This window comes from Streptomyces sp. NPDC006643 (genome assembly GCF_042870175.1).
GTDB lineage: Bacteria > Actinomycetota > Actinomycetes > Streptomycetales > Streptomycetaceae > Streptomyces.
Genome location: NZ_JBIAHA010000002.1, coordinates 472,722 through 494,171 on the forward strand (window position 1 = coordinate 472,722; position 21,450 = coordinate 494,171).

At 71.7% G+C, this 21,450-nt stretch carries 24 protein-coding genes; 14 read left to right on the top strand and 10 right to left on the bottom strand.

The genetic code is table 11. The features are described 5' to 3' along the window. Positions 1 to 2 precede the first annotated feature (2 nt). The 7 genes from cysC (at position 3) to ACFYNU_RS04725 (ending at position 6,814) form a co-directional block, all read left to right on the top strand. Positions 3 to 584 (top strand): adenylyl-sulfate kinase, encoded by a 582-nt coding sequence (gene cysC, locus ACFYNU_RS04695; protein ID WP_356584670.1) that lies wholly within the window; start codon positions 3 to 5, stop codon positions 582 to 584. Further along, complete coding sequence (gene cysD, locus ACFYNU_RS04700; protein WP_356584669.1) at positions 584 to 1,522, top strand: sulfate adenylyltransferase subunit CysD; 939 nt, start codon at positions 584 to 586, stop codon at positions 1,520 to 1,522. Before cysC ends, cysD begins: the two co-directional genes overlap by 1 nt. Before the next feature lie 2 nt (positions 1,523 to 1,524). Continuing rightward, the gene (locus tag ACFYNU_RS04705; protein WP_356584668.1) at positions 1,525 to 2,889 is read left to right on the top strand and encodes a GTP-binding protein; all 1,365 of its coding nucleotides are present in this window, start codon (positions 1,525 to 1,527) and stop codon (positions 2,887 to 2,889) included. Between the two features lie 269 nt (positions 2,890 to 3,158). Then, on the top strand, positions 3,159 to 4,277 hold the full coding sequence (locus ACFYNU_RS04710; RefSeq protein WP_356584667.1) for an ABC transporter substrate-binding protein: 1,119 nt from the start codon (positions 3,159 to 3,161) through the stop codon (positions 4,275 to 4,277). Positions 4,278 to 4,339: 62 nt separating this feature from the next. Next, on the top strand, positions 4,340 to 5,131 hold the full coding sequence (locus ACFYNU_RS04715) for an ABC transporter ATP-binding protein (RefSeq protein WP_356584666.1): 792 nt from the start codon (positions 4,340 to 4,342) through the stop codon (positions 5,129 to 5,131). Further along, the gene (locus ACFYNU_RS04720) at positions 5,118 to 6,044 is read left to right on the top strand and encodes an ABC transporter permease (protein ID WP_356584665.1); all 927 of its coding nucleotides are present in this window, start codon (positions 5,118 to 5,120) and stop codon (positions 6,042 to 6,044) included. The genes ACFYNU_RS04715 and ACFYNU_RS04720 overlap by 14 nt, the downstream gene beginning before the upstream one ends. Positions 6,045 to 6,049: 5 nt before the next feature. Then, positions 6,050 to 6,814 (top strand): sirohydrochlorin chelatase, encoded by a 765-nt coding sequence (locus ACFYNU_RS04725; RefSeq protein ID WP_356584664.1) that lies wholly within the window; start codon positions 6,050 to 6,052, stop codon positions 6,812 to 6,814. Between the two features lie 39 nt (positions 6,815 to 6,853). On the opposite strand, the gene ACFYNU_RS04730 is transcribed toward ACFYNU_RS04725, so the two are convergent. Together ACFYNU_RS04730 and ACFYNU_RS04735 are read right to left on the bottom strand one after the other, a co-directional pair. Continuing rightward, positions 6,854 to 7,474: a DsbA family protein gene (locus ACFYNU_RS04730; protein WP_356584663.1), complete on the bottom strand. Its 621-nt coding sequence runs from the start codon at positions 7,472 to 7,474 to the stop codon at positions 6,854 to 6,856. Between the two features lie 88 nt (positions 7,475 to 7,562). Further along, on the bottom strand, positions 7,563 to 8,165 hold the full coding sequence (locus ACFYNU_RS04735) for a TIGR03086 family metal-binding protein (protein WP_356584662.1): 603 nt from the start codon (positions 8,163 to 8,165) through the stop codon (positions 7,563 to 7,565). A gap of 72 nt (positions 8,166 to 8,237) precedes the next feature. On the opposite strand from ACFYNU_RS04735, the gene ACFYNU_RS04740 reads away from it, so the two are divergent. Beyond that, complete coding sequence (locus ACFYNU_RS04740) at positions 8,238 to 8,747, top strand: GNAT family N-acetyltransferase (protein WP_356584661.1); 510 nt, start codon at positions 8,238 to 8,240, stop codon at positions 8,745 to 8,747. On the opposite strand, the gene ACFYNU_RS04745 is transcribed toward ACFYNU_RS04740, so the two are convergent. Next, complete coding sequence (locus tag ACFYNU_RS04745; RefSeq protein ID WP_356584660.1) at positions 8,728 to 9,726, bottom strand: 2-dehydropantoate 2-reductase N-terminal domain-containing protein; 999 nt, start codon at positions 9,724 to 9,726, stop codon at positions 8,728 to 8,730. The two genes, ACFYNU_RS04740 and ACFYNU_RS04745, sit on opposite strands and share 20 nt — an antisense overlap. A 178-nt stretch (positions 9,727 to 9,904) precedes the next feature. Between ACFYNU_RS04745 and ACFYNU_RS04750 the strand changes: the two genes are divergently transcribed. From ACFYNU_RS04750 to ACFYNU_RS04775, 6 genes are all read left to right on the top strand, one after another. Further along, positions 9,905 to 11,074 carry a PP2C family protein-serine/threonine phosphatase gene (locus ACFYNU_RS04750; protein WP_356584659.1) on the top strand — a complete coding sequence of 390 codons (1,170 nt, stop codon included), beginning with the start codon at positions 9,905 to 9,907 and terminating at the stop codon, positions 11,072 to 11,074. 140 nt (positions 11,075 to 11,214) lie between these two features. Next, the gene (locus ACFYNU_RS04755) at positions 11,215 to 12,396 is read left to right on the top strand and encodes a sulfite oxidase (RefSeq protein WP_356584658.1); all 1,182 of its coding nucleotides are present in this window, start codon (positions 11,215 to 11,217) and stop codon (positions 12,394 to 12,396) included. Positions 12,397 to 12,518: 122 nt separating this feature from the next. Beyond that, positions 12,519 to 12,593 carry a putative leader peptide gene (locus ACFYNU_RS04760; protein WP_356584884.1) on the top strand — a complete coding sequence of 25 codons (75 nt, stop codon included), beginning with the start codon at positions 12,519 to 12,521 and terminating at the stop codon, positions 12,591 to 12,593. A 61-nt stretch (positions 12,594 to 12,654) separates the two neighbouring features. Further along, positions 12,655 to 13,749: an ABC transporter substrate-binding protein gene (locus tag ACFYNU_RS04765; RefSeq protein ID WP_356584657.1), complete on the top strand. Its 1,095-nt coding sequence runs from the start codon at positions 12,655 to 12,657 to the stop codon at positions 13,747 to 13,749. Beyond that, on the top strand, positions 13,746 to 14,633 hold the full coding sequence (locus tag ACFYNU_RS04770; RefSeq protein ID WP_356584656.1) for an ABC transporter permease: 888 nt from the start codon (positions 13,746 to 13,748) through the stop codon (positions 14,631 to 14,633). Before ACFYNU_RS04765 ends, ACFYNU_RS04770 begins: the two co-directional genes overlap by 4 nt. Then, on the top strand, positions 14,609 to 15,370 hold the full coding sequence (locus tag ACFYNU_RS04775; protein ID WP_356584655.1) for an ABC transporter ATP-binding protein: 762 nt from the start codon (positions 14,609 to 14,611) through the stop codon (positions 15,368 to 15,370). The genes ACFYNU_RS04770 and ACFYNU_RS04775 overlap by 25 nt, the downstream gene beginning before the upstream one ends. A gap of 11 nt (positions 15,371 to 15,381) precedes the next feature. On the opposite strand, the gene ACFYNU_RS04780 is transcribed toward ACFYNU_RS04775, so the two are convergent. From ACFYNU_RS04780 to ACFYNU_RS04810, 7 genes are all read right to left on the bottom strand, one after another. Further along, complete coding sequence (locus tag ACFYNU_RS04780; RefSeq protein ID WP_356584654.1) at positions 15,382 to 16,521, bottom strand: LLM class flavin-dependent oxidoreductase; 1,140 nt, start codon at positions 16,519 to 16,521, stop codon at positions 15,382 to 15,384. A 14-nt stretch (positions 16,522 to 16,535) separates the two neighbouring features. Further along, complete coding sequence (locus tag ACFYNU_RS04785; protein WP_356584653.1) at positions 16,536 to 17,939, bottom strand: NtaA/DmoA family FMN-dependent monooxygenase; 1,404 nt, start codon at positions 17,937 to 17,939, stop codon at positions 16,536 to 16,538. A gap of 98 nt (positions 17,940 to 18,037) precedes the next feature. Beyond that, positions 18,038 to 19,225, bottom strand: coding sequence for an LLM class flavin-dependent oxidoreductase (locus ACFYNU_RS04790; RefSeq protein ID WP_388765101.1), 1,188 nt, complete (start codon positions 19,223 to 19,225; stop codon positions 18,038 to 18,040). Positions 19,226 to 19,347: 122 nt separating this feature from the next. Then, positions 19,348 to 19,455 carry a putative leader peptide gene (locus tag ACFYNU_RS04795; protein WP_356584651.1) on the bottom strand — a complete coding sequence of 36 codons (108 nt, stop codon included), beginning with the start codon at positions 19,453 to 19,455 and terminating at the stop codon, positions 19,348 to 19,350. A gap of 135 nt (positions 19,456 to 19,590) precedes the next feature. Next, entirely contained in the window at positions 19,591 to 20,328 is a 738-nt protein-coding gene (locus ACFYNU_RS04800; RefSeq protein ID WP_356584650.1) for a hypothetical protein, read from the bottom strand. Between the two features lie 121 nt (positions 20,329 to 20,449). Further along, a complete protein-coding gene (locus ACFYNU_RS04805; protein WP_356584649.1) occupies positions 20,450 to 20,821 on the bottom strand; it encodes a nuclear transport factor 2 family protein in 372 nt (123 codons plus the stop codon). Beyond that, a complete protein-coding gene (locus ACFYNU_RS04810) occupies positions 20,814 to 21,368 on the bottom strand; it encodes a DUF1697 domain-containing protein (RefSeq protein ID WP_356584648.1) in 555 nt (184 codons plus the stop codon). The genes ACFYNU_RS04805 and ACFYNU_RS04810 overlap by 8 nt, the downstream gene beginning before the upstream one ends. Between the last annotated feature and the right edge of the window lie 82 nt (positions 21,369 to 21,450).

A 21,450-nucleotide genomic window follows, 5' to 3' on the forward strand; every position in this document is an offset into this window, starting at 1 on the left:
GCGTGAAGACGACGAACACGGCGGACACGGCGGACACGGCCACGACTTCCGGACAGGGCGCCACCATCTGGCTCACCGGGCTGCCCAGCGCGGGCAAGACCACCATCGCCGTGGCGCTGGCGGACCGGCTGCGCTCCGAGGGCCACCGGGTGGAGGTCCTGGACGGCGACGAGATCCGCGAATTCCTCTCCGCGGGCCTCGGTTTCAGCCGCGAGGACCGGCACACCAACGTGCAGCGGATCGGGTTCGTCGCCGAACTGCTCGCGTCGAACGGCGTCAAGGCGCTGGTGCCGGTGATCGCCCCGTACGCCGACAGCCGTGAGGCGGTGCGTGGGCGCCACCAGAGCGAGGGCACCGCGTATCTGGAGGTGCATGTCGCCACTCCGGTCGAGGTGTGCTCCGTACGGGATGTGAAGGGCCTGTACGCCAAGCAGGCGGCCGGCGAGATCAGCGGTCTCACCGGTGTCGACGACCCCTACGAGGCCCCCGAGGAGCCCGATCTGCGGATCGAGTCGCACACGCAGTCCGTGCAGGAGTCCGCGGCGGCGCTCCACGCGTTGCTCATCGAGAGGGGCCTGGCCTGATGACCACCACCGTCGCATCCGTGACCGACGGGACCGAGGCGCCGTACGCCCTGAGTCATCTGGACGCGCTGGAGTCGGAGGGCGTGCACATCTTCCGTGAGGTGGCGGGCGAGTTCGAGCGCCCGGTGATCCTCTTCTCGGGCGGCAAGGACTCCATCGTCATGCTGCACCTCGCGCTGAAGGCGTTCGCGCCGGCGCCGGTGCCCTTCACACTGCTGCACGTCGACACCGGTCACAACTTCCCCGAGGTGCTGGCCTACCGCGACCGTACGGTGGCCGAGCACGGGCTGCGCCTGCATGTGGCGTCCGTGCAGGAGTACATCGACGCGGGCACCCTGCGCGAGCGCCCCGACGGCACCCGCAACCCGCTCCAGACCCTGCCGCTGACGGAGAAGATCCAGGCCGAGCGGTTCGACGCGGTCTTCGGCGGTGGCCGCCGCGACGAGGAGAAGGCACGGGCCAAGGAGCGGGTGTTCTCGCTGCGCGACGAGTTCTCGCAGTGGGACCCGCGCCGGCAGCGCCCCGAGCTGTGGCAGCTCTACAACGGCCGGCACGCGCCCGGCGAGCACGTCCGGGTCTTCCCGCTCTCCAACTGGACCGAGCTGGACGTGTGGCAGTACATCGCACGCGAGGGCATCGAACTGCCCGAGATCTACTTCGCGCACGAGCGTGAGGTCTTCAACCGCCACGGCATGTGGCTGACGGCCGGTGACTGGGGCGGCCCCAAGGACGGCGAGCCCACCGAGACTCGGCAGGTGCGCTACCGCACCGTCGGCGACATGTCCTGCACGGGCGCCGTCGATTCCGAGGCCACCACGCTGGACGCCGTCATCACGGAGATCACCGCCTCCCGCCTCACCGAGCGCGGCGCCTCGCGCGCCGACGACAAGATGTCCGAGGCCGCCATGGAAGACCGCAAGCGCGAAGGGTACTTCTAACGATGACGACCACCGGGCACCCCGGCGCCGAGCAGCGAGCCGACCAGTTGTCGGCCACCACCCTGCTGCGCTTCGCCACCGCCGGATCCGTGGACGACGGCAAGTCCACGCTGGTGGGGCGGCTGTTGCACGACTCGAAGTCCGTGCTCACCGACCAGCTGGAGGCCGTCGAGCGCGCCTCCCTCGGCCGTGGCCAGGACACCCCCGACCTGGCGCTGCTGACCGACGGGCTGCGCGCCGAGCGCGAGCAGGGCATCACCATCGATGTCGCCTACCGCTACTTCGCCACGCCCCGGCGGCGGTTCATCCTCGCCGACACCCCCGGCCATGTGCAGTACACGCGGAACATGGTGACCGGCGCGTCCACCGCCGAGCTGGCCGTCGTGCTGGTCGACGCGCGCAACGGAGTCGTCGAGCAGACCCGGCGGCACGCGGCGGTCGCGGCCCTGCTGCGGGTCCCGCACGTGGTGCTGGCCGTCAACAAGATGGACCTCGTGGCGTACGCGGAGCCCGTGTTCGCCGCCATCGCCGAGGAGTTCACCGCGTACGCCGCCTCGCTCGGCGTCCCCGAGGTGACCGCGATCCCGATCTCCGCGCTCGCCGGCGACAACGTGGTGGAGCCGTCGGGGCACATGGACTGGTACGGCGGACCGACGGTGCTGGAGCATCTGGAGACCGTCGCCGTCAGCCATGACCTGGCCGGCTGCCCGGCCCGTTTCCCCGTCCAGTACGTCATCCGGCCGCAGAGCGCCGAACACCCCGACTACCGCGGCTACGCGGGCCAGATCGCCTCCGGTGTGCTGCGCGTCGGCGAGGCCGTGACCGTACTGCCGTCGGGCCGCACCAGCACCATCGAGGGCATCGACGCGCTCGGCGCAGCCGTCGACATCGCATGGGCGCCGCAGTCGGTGACGATCCGGCTCAGCGACGACGTGGACGTCTCGCGCGGCGATCTGATCGCGCCCAGCTCCGGTGTCCCCGCCATCACCCAGGACGTCGAGGCGACCGTCTGCCATGTCGCCGACCAGCCGCTGACCGTCGGCCGGCGGGTGCTGCTGAAGCACACCACCCGCACGGTGAAGGCGATCGTGAAGGACATCCCGTCCCGGCTCACGCTGGACGACCTGTCGCAGCACCCGGCGCCGGGACAGCTCGTCGCCAACGACATCGGCCGGGTGGTGATCCGTACGGCCGAGCCGCTGGCGCTCGACGCGTACCGCGACTCGCGCCGTACCGGCTCGTTCCTGCTGATCGACCCGGCCGACGGCACCACGCTGGCGGCCGGGATGGCGGGCGACTCGTTCGCCGCCGAGCCGCCGCCCGCCCCGGCGGCGGGCGCCGCCGACGAAGAAGGCTGGGACTTCTGATGCCCCACGGTCTGGTGGACATGTACGCGACCTTCGCGAAGGAGGGCGGCCGGGTCGGCAGCGGCGCCCTCGGCGCGGGGACCGGCGGGGTGGCGCGATGTGCGCGCTGACGTACGCGCACCGCATGCGCGCCCGGAGAAGCCGTGGCACCGCGTTGCCACACCCGCCGTACCCGCACCGCCGAAGACCTTCCGACACTGCCGACCGCCCGGCCACGCCGCCTCGTCACCGAGGGACGTGAGCACGGGCCGACGAGAGGAAACCCTCCCGTGCCAGCCATCCGTACTGCCCGCAGTCGCCGTACCCTCGCCGCGGTAGCGGCCCTGCCGCTGCTCGCCGTGGTGCTCGGCGCCTGCGGTTACGGCTCCGAGAGCGACTCCGAGGACGAGAAGGTCGCTCCCGCCGCCCAGGGCGAGAAGATAGGCGGGCTCAGCGAGGTGAAGATCGGCTACTTCGCCAACATCACCCACGCCACCGCGCTGGTCGGCCTCCAGGAGGGCCTGATCCAGAAGGAGTTGGGCGGCACCAAGATCAAGCCGCAGGTCTTCAACGCGGGTCCCTCCGAGATCGAGGCACTCAACGCGGGCGCGATCGACATCGGCTGGATCGGCCCCTCCCCCTCGATCAACGGCTTCACCAAGTCGAAGGGCCAGAACCTCCGCATCATCTCCGGCTCGGCCTCCGGTGGTGTCTCGCTCGTCGTCAACCCCAAGAAGATCAAGTCCCTGGACGACCTCAAGGGCAAGCGCATCGCGACGCCGCAGCTCGGCAACACGCAGGACGTCGCGCTGCTCAACTACCTGTCGGACAAGGGCCTGAAGGTCGACACGAACACCGGCAAGGGCGACGTCACCGTCATCCGTCAGGACAACAAGCAGATCCCCGCGTCCTTCGAGTCCGGTTCGCTGGACGGCGCGTGGGTGCCCGAGCCGACCGCGTCGAAGCTGGTCGCGGGCGGCGGTTCGGTGCTGCTGGACGAGAAGAAGCTGTGGAAGGACGGCAAGTTCGTCATCACGAACGTGATCGTCTCCCAGAAGTTCCTCAAGGAGCACCCGGACGTCGTCGAGGCGGTGCTGCGCGGTTCGGTGAAAACGAACGCCTGGATCAACGAGAACCCCGACGAGGCCAAGGCCGCCGCCAACGCCAAGCTCAAGGCGGACTCGGGGGCGGCGCTGCCGCCCGAGGTGATCGACCCGGCCTGGAAGAACGTCGACATCACCGACGACCCGCTGGCCTCCACGCTGAGCGTGTCGTCCGAGCACGCGGTGAAGGCGGGGCTGCTCGAAGACCCGCTGCTCGACGGGATCTACGACCTGGCGCCGCTCAACAAGGTGCTGAAGGAGACAGGCAAGCCCGCGATCGACGACGCCGGTCTCGGCGTCAAGTGACCGAGCGGTGAACTGAATTGCCCGCAACCGGACCGCCCTCAGCATCCCAGGAGGTGTGACTCATGGCCACCGCGCTCGTCAAGCAGCCCACCACGGTCGACACACAGCCGTACGCCACCCGTCTCGACCATGTGTCCAAGTCGTTCGGCCGGCCCGGCGCCTCACAGCTCGTGCTGGACGACGTCAGCGTCGAGGTGGCGCACGGCGAGTTCGTGACCCTGCTGGGGGCGTCCGGCTGCGGCAAGTCCACCCTGCTCAATCTGGTCGCCGGGCTCGACCTGCCGTCGGCGGGGACGATCGACGTCCCCGGCGGCCGGCCGGCCCTGATGTTCCAGGAGCACGCGCTGTTCCCGTGGCTCACCGCGGGCAAGAACATCGAACTCGCCCTGAAGATGCGGGGCATGCCCAAGGCCGAGCGGCGCGGCGAGGCCGAGCGGCTGCTTGAGCTGGTACGGCTGAAGGGCGCGTACGGCAAGCGGGTGCACGAGCTGTCCGGCGGTATGCGCCAGCGGGTCGCGCTGGCCCGCGCACTGGCGCAGGACAGCCAACTGCTGCTGATGGACGAGCCGTTCGCGGCGCTCGACGCCATCACACGCGATGTGCTGCACGAGGAGCTGACCCGGATCTGGGCCGAGACGAACGTGTCGGTCCTCTTCGTCACGCACAACGTCCGCGAGGCCGTACGGCTCGCGGAGCGCGTGGTGCTGATGTCGTCCCGGCCGGGGCGGATCGCGCGGGAGTGGCGGATCGACATCCCGCAGCCGCGCCGGATCGAGGACGCCGCGGTGGCGGACCTGTCGGTGGAGATCACCGAGGAACTGCGTGGGGAGATTCGCCGACATGGCCAGAACTGACTCCGGCGCGCCGAACACGAAGGTGTCCGGGGAGGCTCCGGACACGAAGGTCACCACACAGGACCTGGCGGGTCTGGAGGCCGGTCTGGACGCGCTGGAGACCAGGACCGCCGAGCGGGTGTCGCTCGGCAGCGTGCTGCTCTCCAAGGTCGTACCGCCGCTGGTGGCGGTCGTGCTGGTGATCACGGTCTGGCAGCTCGCCGCCGCCTCCGACCTCAAGCCCGACTACGTACTTCCCGGGCCGCTCGACGTCTGGCGCTCGATCCAGGACATGTGGCTGGACGGCACGCTGCTCGGCTACATCTGGACCAGCGTCTCGCGCGGCGCGCTGGGCTTCGCCGTCTCCGTCGCCATCGGTACGCCGCTCGGGCTGCTCGTCGCCCGGGTGAAGGTGGTCCGGGCCGCGATCGGGCCGATCCTGTCCGGGCTCCAGTCGCTGCCGTCGGTGGCGTGGGTGCCCGCGGCGATCATCTGGTTCGGGCTGACCGACGCCACGATCTACGCGGTGGTGCTGCTGGGCGCCGTACCGTCCATCGCCAACGGCCTGGTCGCCGGCGTCGACCAGATCCCGCCGCTGTATCTGCGGGCCGGCCGCACCATCGGCGCGACCGGCGTCAACGGCATCCGGCATGTGCTGCTGCCGGCCGCGCTGCCCGGCTATCTGGCGGGACTGAAGCAGGGCTGGGCGTTCTCCTGGCGTTCGCTGATGGCCGCCGAGCTGATCGCGAGTTCACCGGATCTCGGTACCGGACTCGGCCAGCTGATGGAGAACTTCCGTACCTACAGCGACATGTCCGGTGTGCTGGCCACGATCATCCTCATCCTGATCGTCGGTATCGGCATCGACCTGCTGTTCTTCTCGCCCCTGGAGCGCCGCGTCCTGCGCAGCCGCGGCCTCCTGGTGAGGGGCTGAGGACCATGCGCACAGCCGCCCGGCCGGTCCTCGTCGTCGTCGCGCACGGCAGCCGCGACCCCCGGCACGCCGCGACCGTGCACGCCCTGCTGCGCCGGGTGCGCGCTTTGCGTCCGGGGCTGCGGGTGGAGGCGGGCTTCCTGGACTTCAACGCCCCTTCCGTACCGAGGGTGTTGGAGCGGCTGGACGCGGAGGGCGTACGGGACGTGGTGGCGCTGCCGCTGCTGCTGACCCGCGCGTTCCACGCCAAGTCCGACATCCCGGCCGTGCTGGGCGAGGCGCGAGCGAGACTGCCCAGGCTCGCCGTACGGCAGGCCGACGTCCTCGGCCCGTCGTCGCTGCTGACGGACGCGCTGGAACGGCGGCTGTACGAGGCCGGGCTCAGGCCCGGCGACAAGGGCTCGACCGGGGTCGTACTGGCCTCGGCGGGCTCCAGTGACCCGGAGGCGATCGCGGTGATCGCCCATGTCGCGCGGGAGTGGCGTCGCACCGGTTGGTGCGCCGTGCGGCCCGCGTTCGCCTCCGCCTCCTTGCCGCGCACGGAGGACGCCGTGCGCGAGCTGCGGTCGGAGGGGGTACGGCGGGTGGCCGTGGCCCCGTACGTGATCGCCCCCGGCCGTCTCCCCGACCGCATCGCGCGGGGCGCGCACGGGTCGGGGGCGGACGTGCTGGCCGATGTGCTGGGCCCCGCACCGGAGTTGGCGCGGCTGCTGGTGCGGCGGTACGAGGCGGCGCGGGCCGCGAGGGAGCCGGCCGCGCTGTCGGCCTGACGGGTCCGGGGCGGCGCCGCGCGGTACGGTCCGGTGCGGTCAGCCGAAGTCCAGACCGCCGGTGCGGGTGCGCTTCAGCTCGAAGAAGTCGGGCCGGCGGGCGAGCACCCGGAAGCTGTCGAAGAACTCGGCGGCCTCCTCACCGCGCGGAATCGCCCGCAGGACGGGGCCGAACCAGACGGTCCCGTCGACATGGATGGTGGGCGTGCCGACGTACCCGTCGGCGGCCGGGTCCTTGCCCGCGTCGTGGCTGCGGCGCACGGCCTCGTCGTACGCCGGGTCGTGCGCGGCCCCGGCGAGGGTGGCGGGCAGGTCCAGCTCGGCCAGCGCCTCGGCGACGACGACGTCGAAGTCCTCGTACTTCCGCTCGTGGATCCGGGTGCCGAGCGCGGTGTAGAGATCGCGCAGCACACCGTCGCCCTGCCGCTGCGCGGCGGCCACGGCGACCCGTACGGGCCCGATGGACCGGTCCACCAGATCGCGGTACCAGCCGGGCAGCTCGTTGCCGAGGTTGTGCAGGTGGAGGCTCATGACATGGAACCGCAGATCGATCGGCCGCAGCCGTTCGACCTCCAGCATCCAGCGTGAGGTGATCCAGGCGAACGGGCAGGCGGGATCGAAGTAGAAGTCGACGGTGGTGCGGTGTTCCTGATCGCTCATACCGGCGAGACTAGCCGGAGGGTGGCCCTGTTCACCGGGCCATTGGCGCGGCGATCGGGTGGGCCACTTCCAGAGGCGGGAGCGCGCGTCAGACGGCCCGGAACGGGTCGCGGCCACTCGCCGCCAGCGCGCGGTCGAAGGTCCCGGCCGTCGCGGGGACCGGTACGGGGTCGGCGAAGCCGTCGTACTTCCGGTACATCTCGGCGTACTCCTCGACCACGGCGAGCACATGTCCGGCCGTCTCCTCGGAGAGCCGGAACTCCTGCCCGGTGGCCCGCGCCAACTCCCAGCCGTGCAGAGCCATTTCGAGAGTCATGAGGGCGGCGACCGTGGCCGCCGGAGTCGCCGCCTCGCCCTCGCCGATGTCGCCCTTCCAGACGGCGGGGTCGGCCCAGGCGTCGACGGCGCGGTCCAGCGCGGCCTCGTACCGCTCGGGCCAGTCGGCGTCGCCCGTGAAGTCGCGGTCGGTGAGTGCGGCGGGCAGCTCCGTGCGGCGGGCGCGGTGCTCAAGTCCGTGCGAGGTGTACAGCACCAGGTGGTTGGCCAGGGCCCGGACGTCCCACCGCGCGCTGGGGGTGGGCGCCGTGAGGCGGTCGGCGGGGACGGCGCGGGCGATCCGGGCGGCCTCGGCGGCGCACTCGCGCATCGCCCGGTGGACGGTGTTCATGTCGCTCTTCGTCTCGCTGTTCATGCCCCCACCGTAGGAACGGGGCACGGAAACGGTCTTGAAGAAAGGCGACAGCCCCGCATAGCCTCCGGGACCGTGACCCCCGACCTGCGCGGCGAGCGCCTGACCCTGTCCCCGTACGTCCGCGCCGACGAGGACGACTTCGTCGCGCTGTTCCAGGACCCCCGGGTGTCCCGCTGGATGGGCGACGGGCCGGCGAGCGAGGCCGCCGACCGGGCGCTGTTCGGGCGGGTCTTCACGGATGTGTATCCCGCGAACCGGTTCGACGTGTGGGCCGTACGGCACGAGGGCGCCTATGTGGGGCACGCCGAGATCAAGCCCTCAACCGAGCCGTGGCTGGACGGCCACGAGATCGTCTACGCGCTGGCGCCCGCCGCCTGGGGCCGGGGGCTCGGCCGCGAACTGGCCGCCGTGCTCACCGCGTACGGGCACGACACCCTCGCGCTGGCCGAGGTCCACGCCACCGTCGACCCCGCGAACGCGCCCTCACTGGCGCTGCTCGCGGGGCTCGGCTACGTACATGTACGGGACGTCCCCGAGGACGGCGGCGGCCGGACGAGCCAGCTCACGCACCGGCGTCGATGATCCTCAGCAGCTCGCCGACCGGCAGTGAACCCGCCGGGCGGCGCTCGCGGGCGAAGGTGTTGGCGACGCGCTGAAGTGCCTCGTTGACCGGCGTCGGCACGCCGTGCAGCCGGCCGAGCAGGGCGATCTCGCCGTTGAGGTAGTCCGACTCGATCGTGCCGGTGCCCCGGCTGAGGCTCTGCCAGGACGAGCCGCTGCCGCCTTCCGGTACGGCGTACGGGTCGAAGTTCATGTTGGCGCGCACCGCGTCCTGCTCCGCCCCGCTCACGGCGTCGACACCGGCGGCGTCGAGCACGGCGGCCCCCTCGGCCCGCGCACGGGCGGCGAGGTCACGGGCCTCGTCGCTGACGAGACGGCCGGAGACCGCCTCCACCGCGTTGGCGAGGTTGGCGAGCAGCTTGCCGTACTTCCACCGCATCGCGTCCGGTACGACCGGCGCCAGCATCCGGGACTTCTCCAGGTCGGCGGCGATCCGGGCGGCGGTCGCGTCGGTGCCGGACGGGTAGCGGCCGATGTGCAGGGTGCCGGTGTACGGGGTCCAGCCGGCGGAGACGACGCCCGGCTCGACATGGGTGGCGGGCAGCCAGACGCACATGGCGTACACATGGCGGAAGCGGCGCAGGGCGAGCCGTTCGCCCTCCACCCCGTTCTGCGCGCAGACCAGCGGCAGCGTCTCACCGGCGCTCGCGCCGCCGTCGACCGGCCGCGCGGCCCAGGCGTCCAGGGCGGCGGTGCTGTCCTGCGTCTTCACCGAGAGCAACAGGACGTCGTCCGAGCGCAGTTGGAGTTCGTCGGGCCGCTCCACCACCGGCGGACGGTGCACGGTGGTGCCGTCGGGTGTGGTGAGCCGCAGACCGTGGTCACGCAGCGCCGCGTGGTGCGCACCGCGTGCGACGAGGACGACGTCGTGGCCGGACTCGGCGAGCCGGCCGCCGATGCTGCCGCCGACGGCGCCCGCCCCGATGATGATGTAGCGCATCCCGACTCCGTTCCGTTCGACCGGGGGTTCGATTCCTGCCGAGGATAGATCCGGCCGGGTGCGACGGGGCCGTGCGGGGCCCCGCAGGGTCATGACGGGGCCCCCGGCGGCGGCCGGCCGCGGCGGAGCGGGTCACGCCGACCCCGCCCGGCGGGCAAGATCGCAGTACCGTGAAACCATGCCTTCCGTCGGCGCACCGAGGCGCGATCCCGACGCGTTGTGGCGCGGACCGCACGCGATCGTGATCCTGGCGGTCGCGATCCTGGTGCTGCTGCTGGCCGCCGACACCTTCGGCGGGGCCAGCATCCGGCTCGGCGGCATGATGCTGGCGCTGCCCGCGCTGGCGGCGGTCTTCGCCGGCCCCCGGTCGGTGCTGTTGATCTCCGGGGCGATGCTGCCGGCGTATGTCGCGACCCTCGCCGAGAACGGGCGTCTGAACTGGCAGGACGCGCCCGTCGCCCTCGCGACGGCGGCCGTCATCTGCGCGGCCTCGGTGGGTGCCGCCGCGGTGCGCGAGAAACGGACCCATCAACTGGCGCAGTCACGGCGGGTGACCGCCCAGACGCAGGCCACACTCCTGCGTCCGCTGCCGGCCCGGCTCGGTCCGATGGACATCTCGTCCACCTATCTGGCGTCCGACGCGGAGTCCACGATCGGCGGCGATCTGTACGCCTGCGCGATGGTCGACGGACGACCACGGGTGATCGTGGGGGACGTCCAGGGCAAAGGGCTGTCGACCCTGGAGGTCGTCCTGTTCGTGCTCAACGCCTTCCGCCAGGGGGCCCGGCAGGGTGTCCCGCTGGCCGAGCTGCCCGGCTTTCTCGACGAGGCGGTGCACCGCGACCTCGTACGCGCCAGTGAGGTGGCGGAGGAGAGCGCCGACATCGCCGACATCGCGCAGGAGCCCGAGATGGCGCAACGCGTGCGGGAGTGTTTCGTGACGGCCGTCGTCGTCGAGATCGTGGGCGCGGGCGACGAGGTGCGCCTGGTGAACTGCGGTCACCCGGCGCCGCTCCTCCTGCACCAGGGCACCGCGCGGGAGCTGCCGTCCTCGAAACCCTCGCTGCCGATCGGACTGCTCGGCCTCGACCGCGACCCCGTGCATGTCGAGACCCACCACCTGGCACCGGGCGACACCCTGCTGCTCTACACCGACGGCCTCATCGAGGCCCGTAACGCGGTCGGTGTCTTCTACCCGCTCACCGAACGCATCGGCAACTGGGCCACCCATCCCCCGGCCGCGATGCTCCACGCCATCCTGACCGACCTGCGACGCCACGCCCATCTTGAGGACGACGTCGCCATGGTCACCGTCCGACGGTCCCCGAGCGGGGCGAACACCGCCTGACGCGGTCGCGGCAGTACTAAGATCCCCGCATGGCTGTCATGTCGCGCCCTTCGCCGCGCCGCTGTTGTTGTCGCTGACGCCGCTCTCTCCGCAGCTTTCCCGGCTTCCCGCCCCTTCCCCCTCCTTCGAGGAGTTCTGCGATGACCCCTGCTCGCCGTTCCGTCCTGAAGATGCTCGCCGCCACCTCGCTCGCCGCCCCCGTCGCCGTCCGGGCCACGCCCGCGGCGGCGGCGCCGGCCCCCGCCCCCGGCATCGTCAAACCGCTGCCGCCCGAGCTGTTCACGATCCGCGGCACCAACGCCGAAGCCAACTTCGCCGCCCTCCGCGACACCGGCGCCCACACCCCCGTGGAGCGCTTCTTCGTCCGTAACCACACGTCAACACCCGTGCTGGACAAGGGTTCCTGGACCCTGACGGTATGGGGCAGCGGACTGCGCGGCGGGCCGGTCCGGTTCAGCTACGAGCAGCTTCGCCGGCTCCCCTCGGTCACCCGCGACGTGGCCGTGGAGTGCGCGGGCAACGGCCGCAGTTTCTACACCTCGCAGCAGGGCGACGCCGCCTCCGGCACCGCCTGGACGCTGGGCGCGATCGGTGTCGCCCGGTGGCGCGGCGTGCGGCTCTCCGACGTGCTGCGGCGCGCCGGGATCGGCGGGCACGCGGTCGACGTGATGCCCCGCGGGCTCGACGCCGACTATGTCACCGAGGGCGTCAATCTGGGCCGGGTGCGTCGCCCGCTGCCGGTGGCGAAGGCGCTGGACGACGTGATCCTCGCGTACGAGATGAACGGCGAACCGCTGCCGTACGACCACGGGTATCCGGTCCGGGTCGTCGTGCCGTCCTGGGTCGGGATCGCCTCCATCAAGTGGCTCGGTGACATAGAGGTGAGCGCCGCCCCGCTGACCTCGCCCTGGAACACCGACTTCTACCGGCTGTTCGGCCCGTCCTACCCGCCCGGCGGCAGCGCCCCGCTGACCCGGCAGACCATCAAGTCCGGCTTCGAACTCGCGCCGGACACCGTGCTGGCCGCCGGGCGCGTCCACCGGCTGACCGGCCGTGCCTGGTCGGGCCACGCGCCCGTGCGCCAGGTCGAGTTCAGCACGGACGGCGGTGCGCGCTGGCAGCGGGCGCAGCTGCGGGACACCCCGCGGCGTAACAACTGGGTCCGCTGGTCGGCCCCTTGGCGCCCGCACACCACGGGGCGCACACACCTCCTGGCGCGCGCGACCGACACGGCGGGCAACACCCAGCCCGAACGCTCGGTGCCCAACACCCAGGGCTATCTCTTCGACGCGATGATCCGGGTCCCGGTCACGGTGAGCTGACCCGAGACCGCGCCCGGGTTGTGTGTCGGGCGTATAGCGGCGGTACGAAGCCCTTGTTGCCGTATCGCACATTCGTACCCGGCCCCTTGCCCCTGGCTTCGTACCGCCGCTAGCTTCACGACATGTCCGAATCCCAGCGGTTGAGCAAACGACGCGCCGTCGATCTGATGCGCGTCGCGACCGCGCTCTGTAGCTGACCCTCACCGCCCCCATTGCCGTGAAGGTCCCAGCGATTCAGAGAACCGGGAAAGAAAGACAATGCCCAGTACGCTTCGTGCTGCCGCCCTGCTCGCCTCCGCCCTGACCCTGTCGGCCGCCGTACTCACCGGCTGCGCCGACAACTCCGCCACCACCACCGCGTCCTCGAAGGATCTCTCCGACGTCGAGATCCCGAAGACGGTGGATCCGGACACCGAGATCACGATCGGCAGTCCGGAGATCCAGGTCGCGCTCAAGCTCTCCGGACAGCTCGACAAGATCCCCTTCAAGGTGAAGTGGGCGAATCTCAGCGGCGGCCCCCAGTGCTCCGAGGCGTTCCGGGCCAATTCCCTGGACGTCTGCTCGGCGGCCGAGATCCCGTCGATCCACGCGCACTGGACGGGGCTCGACACCAAGCTGGTGGCCGCGGCGTTCCGTACGGACCCGATCAAGAACCCGATCTACGAGCTGGGCATCGCGCCGGGCGCCGGCATCGACAGCCTCGCGGACCTGCGCGGGAAGCGCATCGCGTACAGCCCCGGGCAGGCCCAGGGTGCGCTCGTCCTGCGCATCCTGGCCAAGGCCGGGCTCACCAAGGAGGACGTGAAGCTGGTCGAGCTGCCCAGTACCGGTGATGTCTATCCGACCGCGCTCGGCGGCGGGCAGGTCGACGCGGCGCCGCTCGGCGGGGTGAACATCAAGCGCTATCCGGCGAAGTACGGCAAGGACGGCGGCAAGACGATCCCGCACGGACTGCGGGACGACCCGAGCCATCTCTGGGTGCCGACGGCCTCGGTGAGCGACCCGCAGAAGGCCGCCGCCATACGTGAGTTCATCACCTACTGGGCCAAGGCCGAGGTCTGGATCGACACGCATCCCGAGGAGTGGATCGAGGGCTACTACGTGAAGGACCAGGGGCTGTCGCGCGAGGACGGCGAGTATCTGGTCAAGACCGGCGGGCACCCGGCGATTCCGGGCGACTGGACGGAGGCCGTCGCCGACCAGCAGAAGACGGTCGACCTGCTGGCGAAGGAGACGGACCAGAAGTCGTTCGACGCGGAGATCCTCTTCGACCGGCGCTTCGAGACGGTCGGGGCCGAGGCCGTCGCGGGCACCGGCGCCGACACCGGATCCGGGAAGGGAACGGGATCGTGAGCACCGAAGCGGCAGAGGAAATCACCCTGTCCAAGGCCGAGTCGGCACCGGAGCCGGTCGAGCGGCGGGAGAGCGCGCCGCAGCGCGGCTCCCGGCGGCTCGGGCCGCGCCGGCGGCTGGGCCTCGGGCGACCCGTCCCGTACGGCTGGGCGCTGGGTCCGCTCCTGCTGCTCGCCGTCTGGGCGGCGGGCTCCGCCACCGGTCTCATCGACGCGCGCAATCTCTCGGCCCCGTGGACCGTGGTGACGACGGCGGGCGATCTGATCGAGAACGGCCGGCTCCAGTCCAACCTCGCCACCTCGGCCCAACGCGCCGCGCTCGGGCTGCTGTTCGGCGTTCTGGGGGGCCTGATCCTGGCCCTCGTCTCGGGTCTCAGCAGGATCGCCGAGGGGGTGATCGACGGCCCGGTGCAGATCAAGCGGGCCATCCCGTCCCTCGCGCTGATCCCGCTGCTGATCCTGTGGTTCGGCATCGGCGAGTCCATGAAGGTCATCACGATCGCCCTCGGCGTCTTCGTGCCCGTCTACATCCACACGCACAACGGACTGCGCACCATCGACACCCGCTATGTGGAGCTGGCCGAGACGGTGCGGCTGAGCCGTACGGCGTTCCTGCGCCATGTCGTGCTGCCCGGCGCGCTGCCCGGGTTCCTGCTGGGCATGCGGTTCGCCGTGACCGGCGCCTGGCTGGCGCTGGTGGTGGTCGAGCAGGTCAACGCCACCAGCGGGATCGGCTACATGATGGAGCTGGCCCGGACGTACGGGCAGACCGACGTCATCATCGTCGGACTGGTCGTGTACGGGCTCCTCGGGCTCCTCTCGGACGCGCTGGTACGTCTCGTCGAACGGAGGACGCTGTCATGGCGACGCACCCTGGCGGGCTGAGGGCCGAAGCCCCGCCCACGACCGTACGGATCCGGAGTCTGATCCGCTCCTTCGGCGACCGGAACGTCCTCGACGGTCTCGATCTCGACGTCCGCGCCGGGGAGTTCGTCGCGCTGCTCGGCCGCAGCGGCTCCGGCAAGAGCACGCTGCTGCGCGCGCTCGCCGGACTCGACCACGACGTCACGGGCAGCGGCGAACTCAGCTCTCCCGACCCGGTCTCCGTCGTGTTCCAGGACGCCCGTCTGCTGCCCTGGAAACGGGTGCTCGACAATGTGGTCCTCGGTCTCGACGGCCCGGATCCGCTGGAGCGCGGCCGGGCCGCGCTCGCCGAGGTCGGACTGGCGGGCCGGGAGAAGGCGTGGCCCGTTGAGCTGTCCGGCGGCGAGCAGCAGCGGGTGTCGCTGGCCCGCTCGCTCGTACGCGAACCGGGACTGCTGCTCGCCGACGAGCCGTTCGGCGCGCTGGACGCGCTGACCCGTATCCGGATGCACGTCCTGCTGCGCCGGCTGTGCGCCAGGCACCGCCCGGCGGTCCTGCTGGTGACGCACGACGTGGACGAGGCGATCGTCCTCGCGGACCGCGTGGTCGTCCTCGCGGAGGGGCGGATCGGCGCGGACATCCCCGTGGAGCTGCCCGCGCCGCGCGCGCACGGCGGCGCCGCGTACGCCGCGCTGCGCGAGCGGCTGCTCACGGAGCTGGGGGTGGACCCGACGGCCCAGGAGGAGAACGCCGCCTGACGGCGGACCACCTACCGCCGCGCCCACTCCTCGGCCAGCAGTTCGTAGCTGCGGACCCGGTCCGCGTGGCGGTGGGTGATGGTGGTGATGAGCAGTTCGTCGGCCCCCGTGGCGTCGCGCAGGACCTCCAGTTGGTCGGCGACGCTCCCGGGTGAGCCGACGAACTGCGTCTGGATCCGATCGGCGACCAGTTCCCGGTCCGCCTCGCTCCAGCGGTGCGCGCGGGCCTCGTCGGGTGTCGGGAACTGGATCGCGCCCTCGCCGCTGCGGATGCTGCGCACCCACAGGCCGTATCCCGTGGCCAGCTCCCGTGCGGTGGCGTCGTCCTCGGCGACGACGACGTCCGCCGAGACACTGACGTACGGCCGGTCCAGCTCGGCGGACGGCTTGAACGCGGCCCGGTATCCCTCGGCGGCCTCCAGTACGGTCGCCGGACTGACGTGGTAGTTGGCCGCGAAGCGCAGGCCGCCCGCCCCCGCCACCTGCGCGCTGATGCCCGCGCTGCTGCCCAGGATCCACACCTGGAGGTCCGCGCCCTCCCCCGGCACCACATGAGCCTCGATGCCGTCGGCGGTGGCGTAGGTGCCCGCCAGCAGCGCGAGGATGTCGGCTATCTGCTCGTCGTACGGCTGCGACTCGGCGCCCGGCTGCTGGAGCAGCTTGCGGTGCAGGGCGAAGCGCGGGGAGCGCAGCAGGCCGGCGATGGAGAAGCGGGCCGGGATGCGCAGTCCGTTCGGTGTGCGGCCGTCCACGACGGGGGTCGTGTGCTCCGGCGCCGGCGCGGGCGTCGCCGCCTCCGCCCTGCCGCCCGACCGGCCGAGCCCGAGGTCGAACCGGCCCGGGTGCAGGGCGTCCAGCAGCCCGAACTCCTCCACGGTGGACAGGGCGGTGCGGTGGCCGAGTTGGACGGCTCCGGAGCCGAGCCGGATGGTGGAGGTGGCGGCGGCGGTGAGCGCGAGGACGACCGCCGGGGAGGTGCCCGCGACACCGGGGTTGAGATGGTGCTCGGCGAACCAGTGACGGGTGTAGCCGAGGCGTTCCGCGTGCCGGGCGAGGTCGACGCTGTTGCGCAGGGCCTGGCCCGCGGTGGAGCCGGACGAGATCGGCACGAGGTCGAGGACGGCGAGCGGGGTGCGGTGGGTGGTGGCCACGGTGGTGCTCCTTGTCAGTGGGCGGCGGTCCGGCCGGCGGGCGCGGACAGGGGCGTGGCGGGAGTACGGAGCCCGAGGTGGTCGCGCAGGGTGTCGCCCTCGTACTCGGTACGGAACACGCCCCGTTCCTGGAGCAGCGGTACGACCGTGTCGGCGAACTCGTCCAGCCCGCCCGGTGTCAGATGGGGCGTCAGGATGAACCCGTCGCTCGCGTCGGCCTGTACGAAGTCGTCGAGCGCGGCGGCCACCGTCGCCGGGGAGCCGATGAAGGTCTGACGGCCCGTCACCTCGATGATCAGGTCCCGGATCGAGAGGCCCTTCTCCTCGGCCAGGGCGCGCCAGCGCGCGGCGGTGGCGAGCGGGTCGCGGTGCATCCGTACGCTGGCGCGTCCGCGCGCGACGGTGTTCTCGCCGGGGACCGGATCCTCGGCGGGCAGCGGCCCGTCGGGGTCGTAGGAGCTGAGGTCGCGGTTCCACAGCTGTTCGAGCAGCCGGATCGCGGTCTGGCCGCTGACCTGCTGCCGGCGGATCAGGGCGGCCTTCTCCCGCGCGTCGGCGTCGGTGTCGCCGAGCGCGAAGGTGACGCCGGGCAGGATCTTCAGCTCGTCGGGGGAACGGCCGTAGCGGGCGAGGCGGCCCTTGACGTCGGCGTAGAAGGCCTGGCCCGACTCGAACGTGCCGTGCCGGGTGAAGATCGCGTCGGCCGCCGACGCCGCGAACTCCCGGCCCTCGTCGGAGTCGCCCGCCTGGAAGATGACGGGCCGGCCCTGCGGTCCGCGCGGCACGTTGAAATGGCCGCTGATGTCGAACTGCCGGACGTGGTGGTCGAATCCGCCGGGATCCGGGTGGGCGAGGAAGAGACCGGTCTCCTTGTCGGCGACGATCTCGTCCCCGTGCCAGGAGTCGAACAGCTCCCAGGCCGCAGCGAGGAACTGCTTGGCGCGCTCGTATCGGTCCTCCTGCGCGAGATATCCGCCGCGCCGGAAGTTCTGGCCGGTGAACTCGTCCCACGAGGTGACGACGTTCCACGCGGCCCGTCCCGCCGAGAGATGGTCCAACGAGGCGAACTGCCGGGCCACTTCGTACGGTTCGTTGAAGGTGGAGTTGACCGTGCCCGCCAGGCCCAGCTTGTCGGTGACGGCGGCCAGCGCGCTGAGCACCGTGAACGTGTCGGGCCGGCCGACGACGTCCAGGTCGTAGATCTCCCCGTTCTGCTCGCGCAGCCGCAGCCCCTCCGCGAGGAAGAGGAAGTCGAACTTGGCGCGCTCGGCGGTCCTGGCGAAGTGGGTGAAGGAGCTGAAATCGATCTGGCTGCCGGCGGCCGGGTCGCTCCACACGGTGCTGTTGTTGACGCCGGGGAAGTGGGCGGCGAGATGGATCTGCTTGAGAGGCTTGGCGGGCGTGGCGGGCTTGCTCATGGGAACACGGTCCTTCGGGTCGTCAGTCGTCAGGAAGTCCGGCCGGGTACGGCGAGATGCGGCGGGATGCGGCGGGGTCCGGCGAGATACGGAAGGGCTCAGGCCGCGGCGTAGCGGCCGGCCGGGCGCGGCAGGCCGAGCAGCCCGCGCAGGGTGTCCGCCCCGTAGGCCGTACGGAAGAGGCCCCGGCGCCGCAGTTCGGGCACCAGCCCCCGGGTGATCCGCTCCAGGTCGTGCGGGAGCGCGGCGGGCCGCAGCCGGAAGCCGGAGAGCCCGGCCTCCCGGCCCTCCTGGAGGAGATCGGCCAACTCGGCCGGGGTGCCGGTGAAGACGGGGGCGTCGCTCACGTACGGGGCGCCCGCCCGCTCGTCCAGCCGGGCCCGGCGGCCGGCCGCGGCGCCCGGGTCGTCGTCCAGGTACACCAGGAGGTCGCCGAAGACGTGCGCGGTCTCGTCGGCGCGGCCCGCCGCCGACCGGGCCTCGTGGATCCGGGCGACGATCGCCCGCGCGTCGTCGGCGTCGCGCGGCGTGACGAACCCGATCTCGGCCGAGGAGGCGACCAGTTCGTACGGCAGGGTGTCGTGCGCCAGCGCGGCGACGGGCGGCAGGCCCTGCGGCGGGCGCGGGGTGATGGAGGGGCCCTTGACGCTGAACTCGGCGCCCTCGAAGTCGATGTAGTGGAGTTTCGCGCGGTCGATGAAACGGCCGGTGGCGACGTCACGGATCTCCGCGTCGTCCTCCCAGCTGTCCCAGAGTCTCTTCAGCACTTCGACGTAGTCGCGTGCCTCGGCGAACAACTCCCCGACGGAGGCGGGCTGTTCACGCCGTCCGACATGCGCGTACTCGTCGGCGCGGGCCGACACCCGCACCCGTACACCGGCCCGTCCCAGGCTCACATGGTCGAGCGTGGCTATCGCCTTCGAGAGATGGAACGGCTCGGTGTGTGTGACGAGCACGGTCGGCACGAGCCCGATGTGCCGGGTCAGCGGGGCCACTCGGGCGGCGATCAGTACGGCGTCGAGCCGGCCGCGTACGCGGTCGGTGCGGCCGTCCGGCCCGTCGGGGCCGGTCGACTGGAGGCTGAGGGAGTCCTCGAAGGTGACGAGGTCCAGCAGGCCGCGCTCGGCCTCGGTGACCAGATCGGTCCAGTACCGGGCGGTGAACAGCTCGGCGGGGCGGGCGGCGGGCTCCCGCCAGGCGGCCGGATGCCAGCCCGCGCCGTCGAGAGCGACGGCGAGATGGAGGTGACGGGAGGCGGGTGACAGGGGTGTGCGAGGCACGGGCATGGAGGTACCGCTTCCTGCTGTCCGGGAATCGGGGAATCCGGTGACCCGGGGACTCGGCGGAATGGACACGCGCGCGCCGGACAGCGGTCACCCCCGTCGCGAGGAACAGCGGAGGCGGTGTGTCAGAGGGCGGTGCGCGGTGGGGCCGTGTGCCGCGTGGCGGCGTCGCCGGACGCCGGACAGAGCGCACCGGCGACGCGCAGCAGGTCGATATGGCGCCGGGAGAACATCCATGAACGGTAACTCCGCACCACCGTCCACGACAATGCCGCCCGGCCGGCGCCCCGCCGGGCCGGGCGCGGAAACGCACGGGTGGCCGTGGCCGACCCGCTCGCCGACCACGGCCACCCGGTGTCACCCCCGCCTCAGCGCATGGCGGGCACCGCCAGGCCGGCCGTCAGGGGCCGGAAGTCCGCGTTGGTCTTGCAGCCCAGGTTCTCGTACGTGTTGACCTTGGTCTGCGGGTCGGTCCTGGTGAGGTGGAACTTGCACGCCTGCTTGATGTAGCGGCCCTCGATCCCGCCCGGGAAGTCGATCTCCTTGTTCCACAGGAACGGCGACTCGTAGCGGTTGAGCGCGGCCGTGGCGTTCACGTCGATGCCGCCCGGCGCGTCGATCTCGTACACCCAGCCGGTCTTCGCGGCGCCGTACGTGGCGAACTTCTGCGCCACCCACTTCTCGCACGTCGTGCTGACGTGCGCGCTGTTCTGTCCGCCGCCCTTGACGATGTACTCGGCCAGCGGGATCATCGCGTCGCCGCGCGGGGTGAAGCCCTTGTCGAACAGGTCCTCCACGTTCTCGCGGGTGTCGCCGCGCCACAGCGTGTTGGTGTCGTCGCGCCACTGCCAGCGCTCGGCGGCGGCGGTCTCCCGGACGGTGTCCGCGATGCGCGGGTTGGTCGTCGTACGCCACCAGTCCCAGGAGCGGTACGGGCCGACCGGGCCGCAGGCCGTGGTGTCGGGGGCGAAAGCGGCGGCGGCCGGGGCGGGTGCGGGGGCCGGGACCGGGAGCGGCGCGGTGGGGGCCGCCGACGCGGCGGTCGGGGCGAGCGCGGTGGTGGCGAGTGCGGTGGTGGCGAGGACCCGCAGAGCGGCCTTCAGCATGGTGACTACCCATCAGTTGATCAACGTGACGGGGCCCTTTATAGCGGTGCGTGACAGGCATTTCGGGCACGGCGGGAGCGATGCCACTCCAATGGGCGGCGCGCGCGGCCGGATCGCGCCGTCAGGGCCGCTCCGGCGTGAAGACCGTGCCCTGGTGGAAGTAGAGGAGCCACCGTTCGCCGGTCAGCGTCCAGAGCGAACTCCGATGAGCCCAGACCTCCTTGTGCTCCGTGTCGAACGTCAGCAGCACCAGATGCGGGGCGAGCTCGACGCCCCTCATCCCGGACGTCGTGACGGGCCGGGCAGTGGGCGCGTCGCGCGCGGTGAGGGCCGCGATGATCGAGTCGTGGCCCCAGCGGCGGCCCGAGGAGCCGAACCCGGTGAAGTCCGGGTGGAGCAGTTCCCCGATCAGCTCGGCCGACGAGCGGACGGCCGGGTCGAGGAGGCGGAGTTCGGCCTCGATGGCGGCGACGACCGCGGGCGACTCACTCATGGGTCAGCTCCACCAGCTTCACGACGGTGTTCCAGTTGCGGGAGGTGGCGATGAGGCCCTTGTACACGCGGGGTCTGGACAGCACCTCGGCGAGCTTGGAGCGGCCGAGACCGTCGGGGGTGTACAGATACAGCGCCCGGTCGCCGAGCCGGAACTCCTCGGGCAGGTAGGACTCCTGGTCGATGGCGGCGAAGCGGTCGAGGTCCACCGCCTCGGAGAGGTAGGTGACATGGAGCTGTTTGCCCTGGAGAGAGGCAGCGGGGAAGGGGCAGGCGTCGGCGACGGCCTTCAGATAGGCGGCGTCGCGCACGAGGCACTCGACGGGGAAGCCGAACTGCTCCTGGATGGCGTCGCCGAGCGCGGCGGCGAGTGTGGCCTCGTCCGCGCCGGTGGTGTCGGTGAAGACGGCGTTGCCGCTCTGGAGGTACGTCGCGACGTCGCGGTGGCCGAGTCCGGTGAGCACGTCGCGCAGCGCCGCCATGGGGACCTTCCGGCTCCCGCCGACATTGATTCCACGCAGCAGTGCCCCGTACCTGATCGTCGTCATGAGGACACGATAGGTCGGCGGGCGGGCAGGGCGGCTCCGGCGTGCGGAAGGCGGTCGCCGCGCCCCGTGGGGGAGAGCACGA

Coding starts and splice junctions, on each gene's coding strand:
- cysD (WP_356584669.1), top strand. CDS start 584: ATGACCACCACCGTCGCATCCGTGACCGACGGGACCGAGGCGCCGTAC.
- ACFYNU_RS04705 (WP_356584668.1), top strand. CDS start 1,525: ATGACGACCACCGGGCACCCCGGCGCCGAGCAGCGAGCCGACCAGTTG.
- ACFYNU_RS04715 (WP_356584666.1), top strand. CDS start 4,340: ATGGCCACCGCGCTCGTCAAGCAGCCCACCACGGTCGACACACAGCCG.
- ACFYNU_RS04720 (WP_356584665.1), top strand. CDS start 5,118: ATGGCCAGAACTGACTCCGGCGCGCCGAACACGAAGGTGTCCGGGGAG.
- ACFYNU_RS04725 (WP_356584664.1), top strand. CDS start 6,050: ATGCGCACAGCCGCCCGGCCGGTCCTCGTCGTCGTCGCGCACGGCAGC.
- ACFYNU_RS04730 (WP_356584663.1), bottom strand. CDS start 7,474: ATGAGCGATCAGGAACACCGCACCACCGTCGACTTCTACTTCGATCCC.
- ACFYNU_RS04735 (WP_356584662.1), bottom strand. CDS start 8,165: ATGAACAGCGAGACGAAGAGCGACATGAACACCGTCCACCGGGCGATG.
- ACFYNU_RS04745 (WP_356584660.1), bottom strand. CDS start 9,726: ATGCGCTACATCATCATCGGGGCGGGCGCCGTCGGCGGCAGCATCGGC.
- ACFYNU_RS04750 (WP_356584659.1), top strand. CDS start 9,905: ATGCCTTCCGTCGGCGCACCGAGGCGCGATCCCGACGCGTTGTGGCGC.
- ACFYNU_RS04755 (WP_356584658.1), top strand. CDS start 11,215: ATGACCCCTGCTCGCCGTTCCGTCCTGAAGATGCTCGCCGCCACCTCG.
- ACFYNU_RS04765 (WP_356584657.1), top strand. CDS start 12,655: ATGCCCAGTACGCTTCGTGCTGCCGCCCTGCTCGCCTCCGCCCTGACC.
- ACFYNU_RS04775 (WP_356584655.1), top strand. CDS start 14,609: ATGGCGACGCACCCTGGCGGGCTGAGGGCCGAAGCCCCGCCCACGACC.
- ACFYNU_RS04785 (WP_356584653.1), bottom strand. CDS start 17,939: ATGAGCAAGCCCGCCACGCCCGCCAAGCCTCTCAAGCAGATCCATCTC.
- ACFYNU_RS04790 (WP_388765101.1), bottom strand. CDS start 19,225: ATGCCCGTGCCTCGCACACCCCTGTCACCCGCCTCCCGTCACCTCCAT.
- ACFYNU_RS04795 (WP_356584651.1), bottom strand. CDS start 19,455: ATGTTCTCCCGGCGCCATATCGACCTGCTGCGCGTCGCCGGTGCGCTC.
- ACFYNU_RS04800 (WP_356584650.1), bottom strand. CDS start 20,328: ATGCTGAAGGCCGCTCTGCGGGTCCTCGCCACCACCGCACTCGCCACC.
- ACFYNU_RS04805 (WP_356584649.1), bottom strand. CDS start 20,821: ATGAGTGAGTCGCCCGCGGTCGTCGCCGCCATCGAGGCCGAACTCCGC.
- ACFYNU_RS04810 (WP_356584648.1), bottom strand. CDS start 21,368: ATGACGACGATCAGGTACGGGGCACTGCTGCGTGGAATCAATGTCGGC.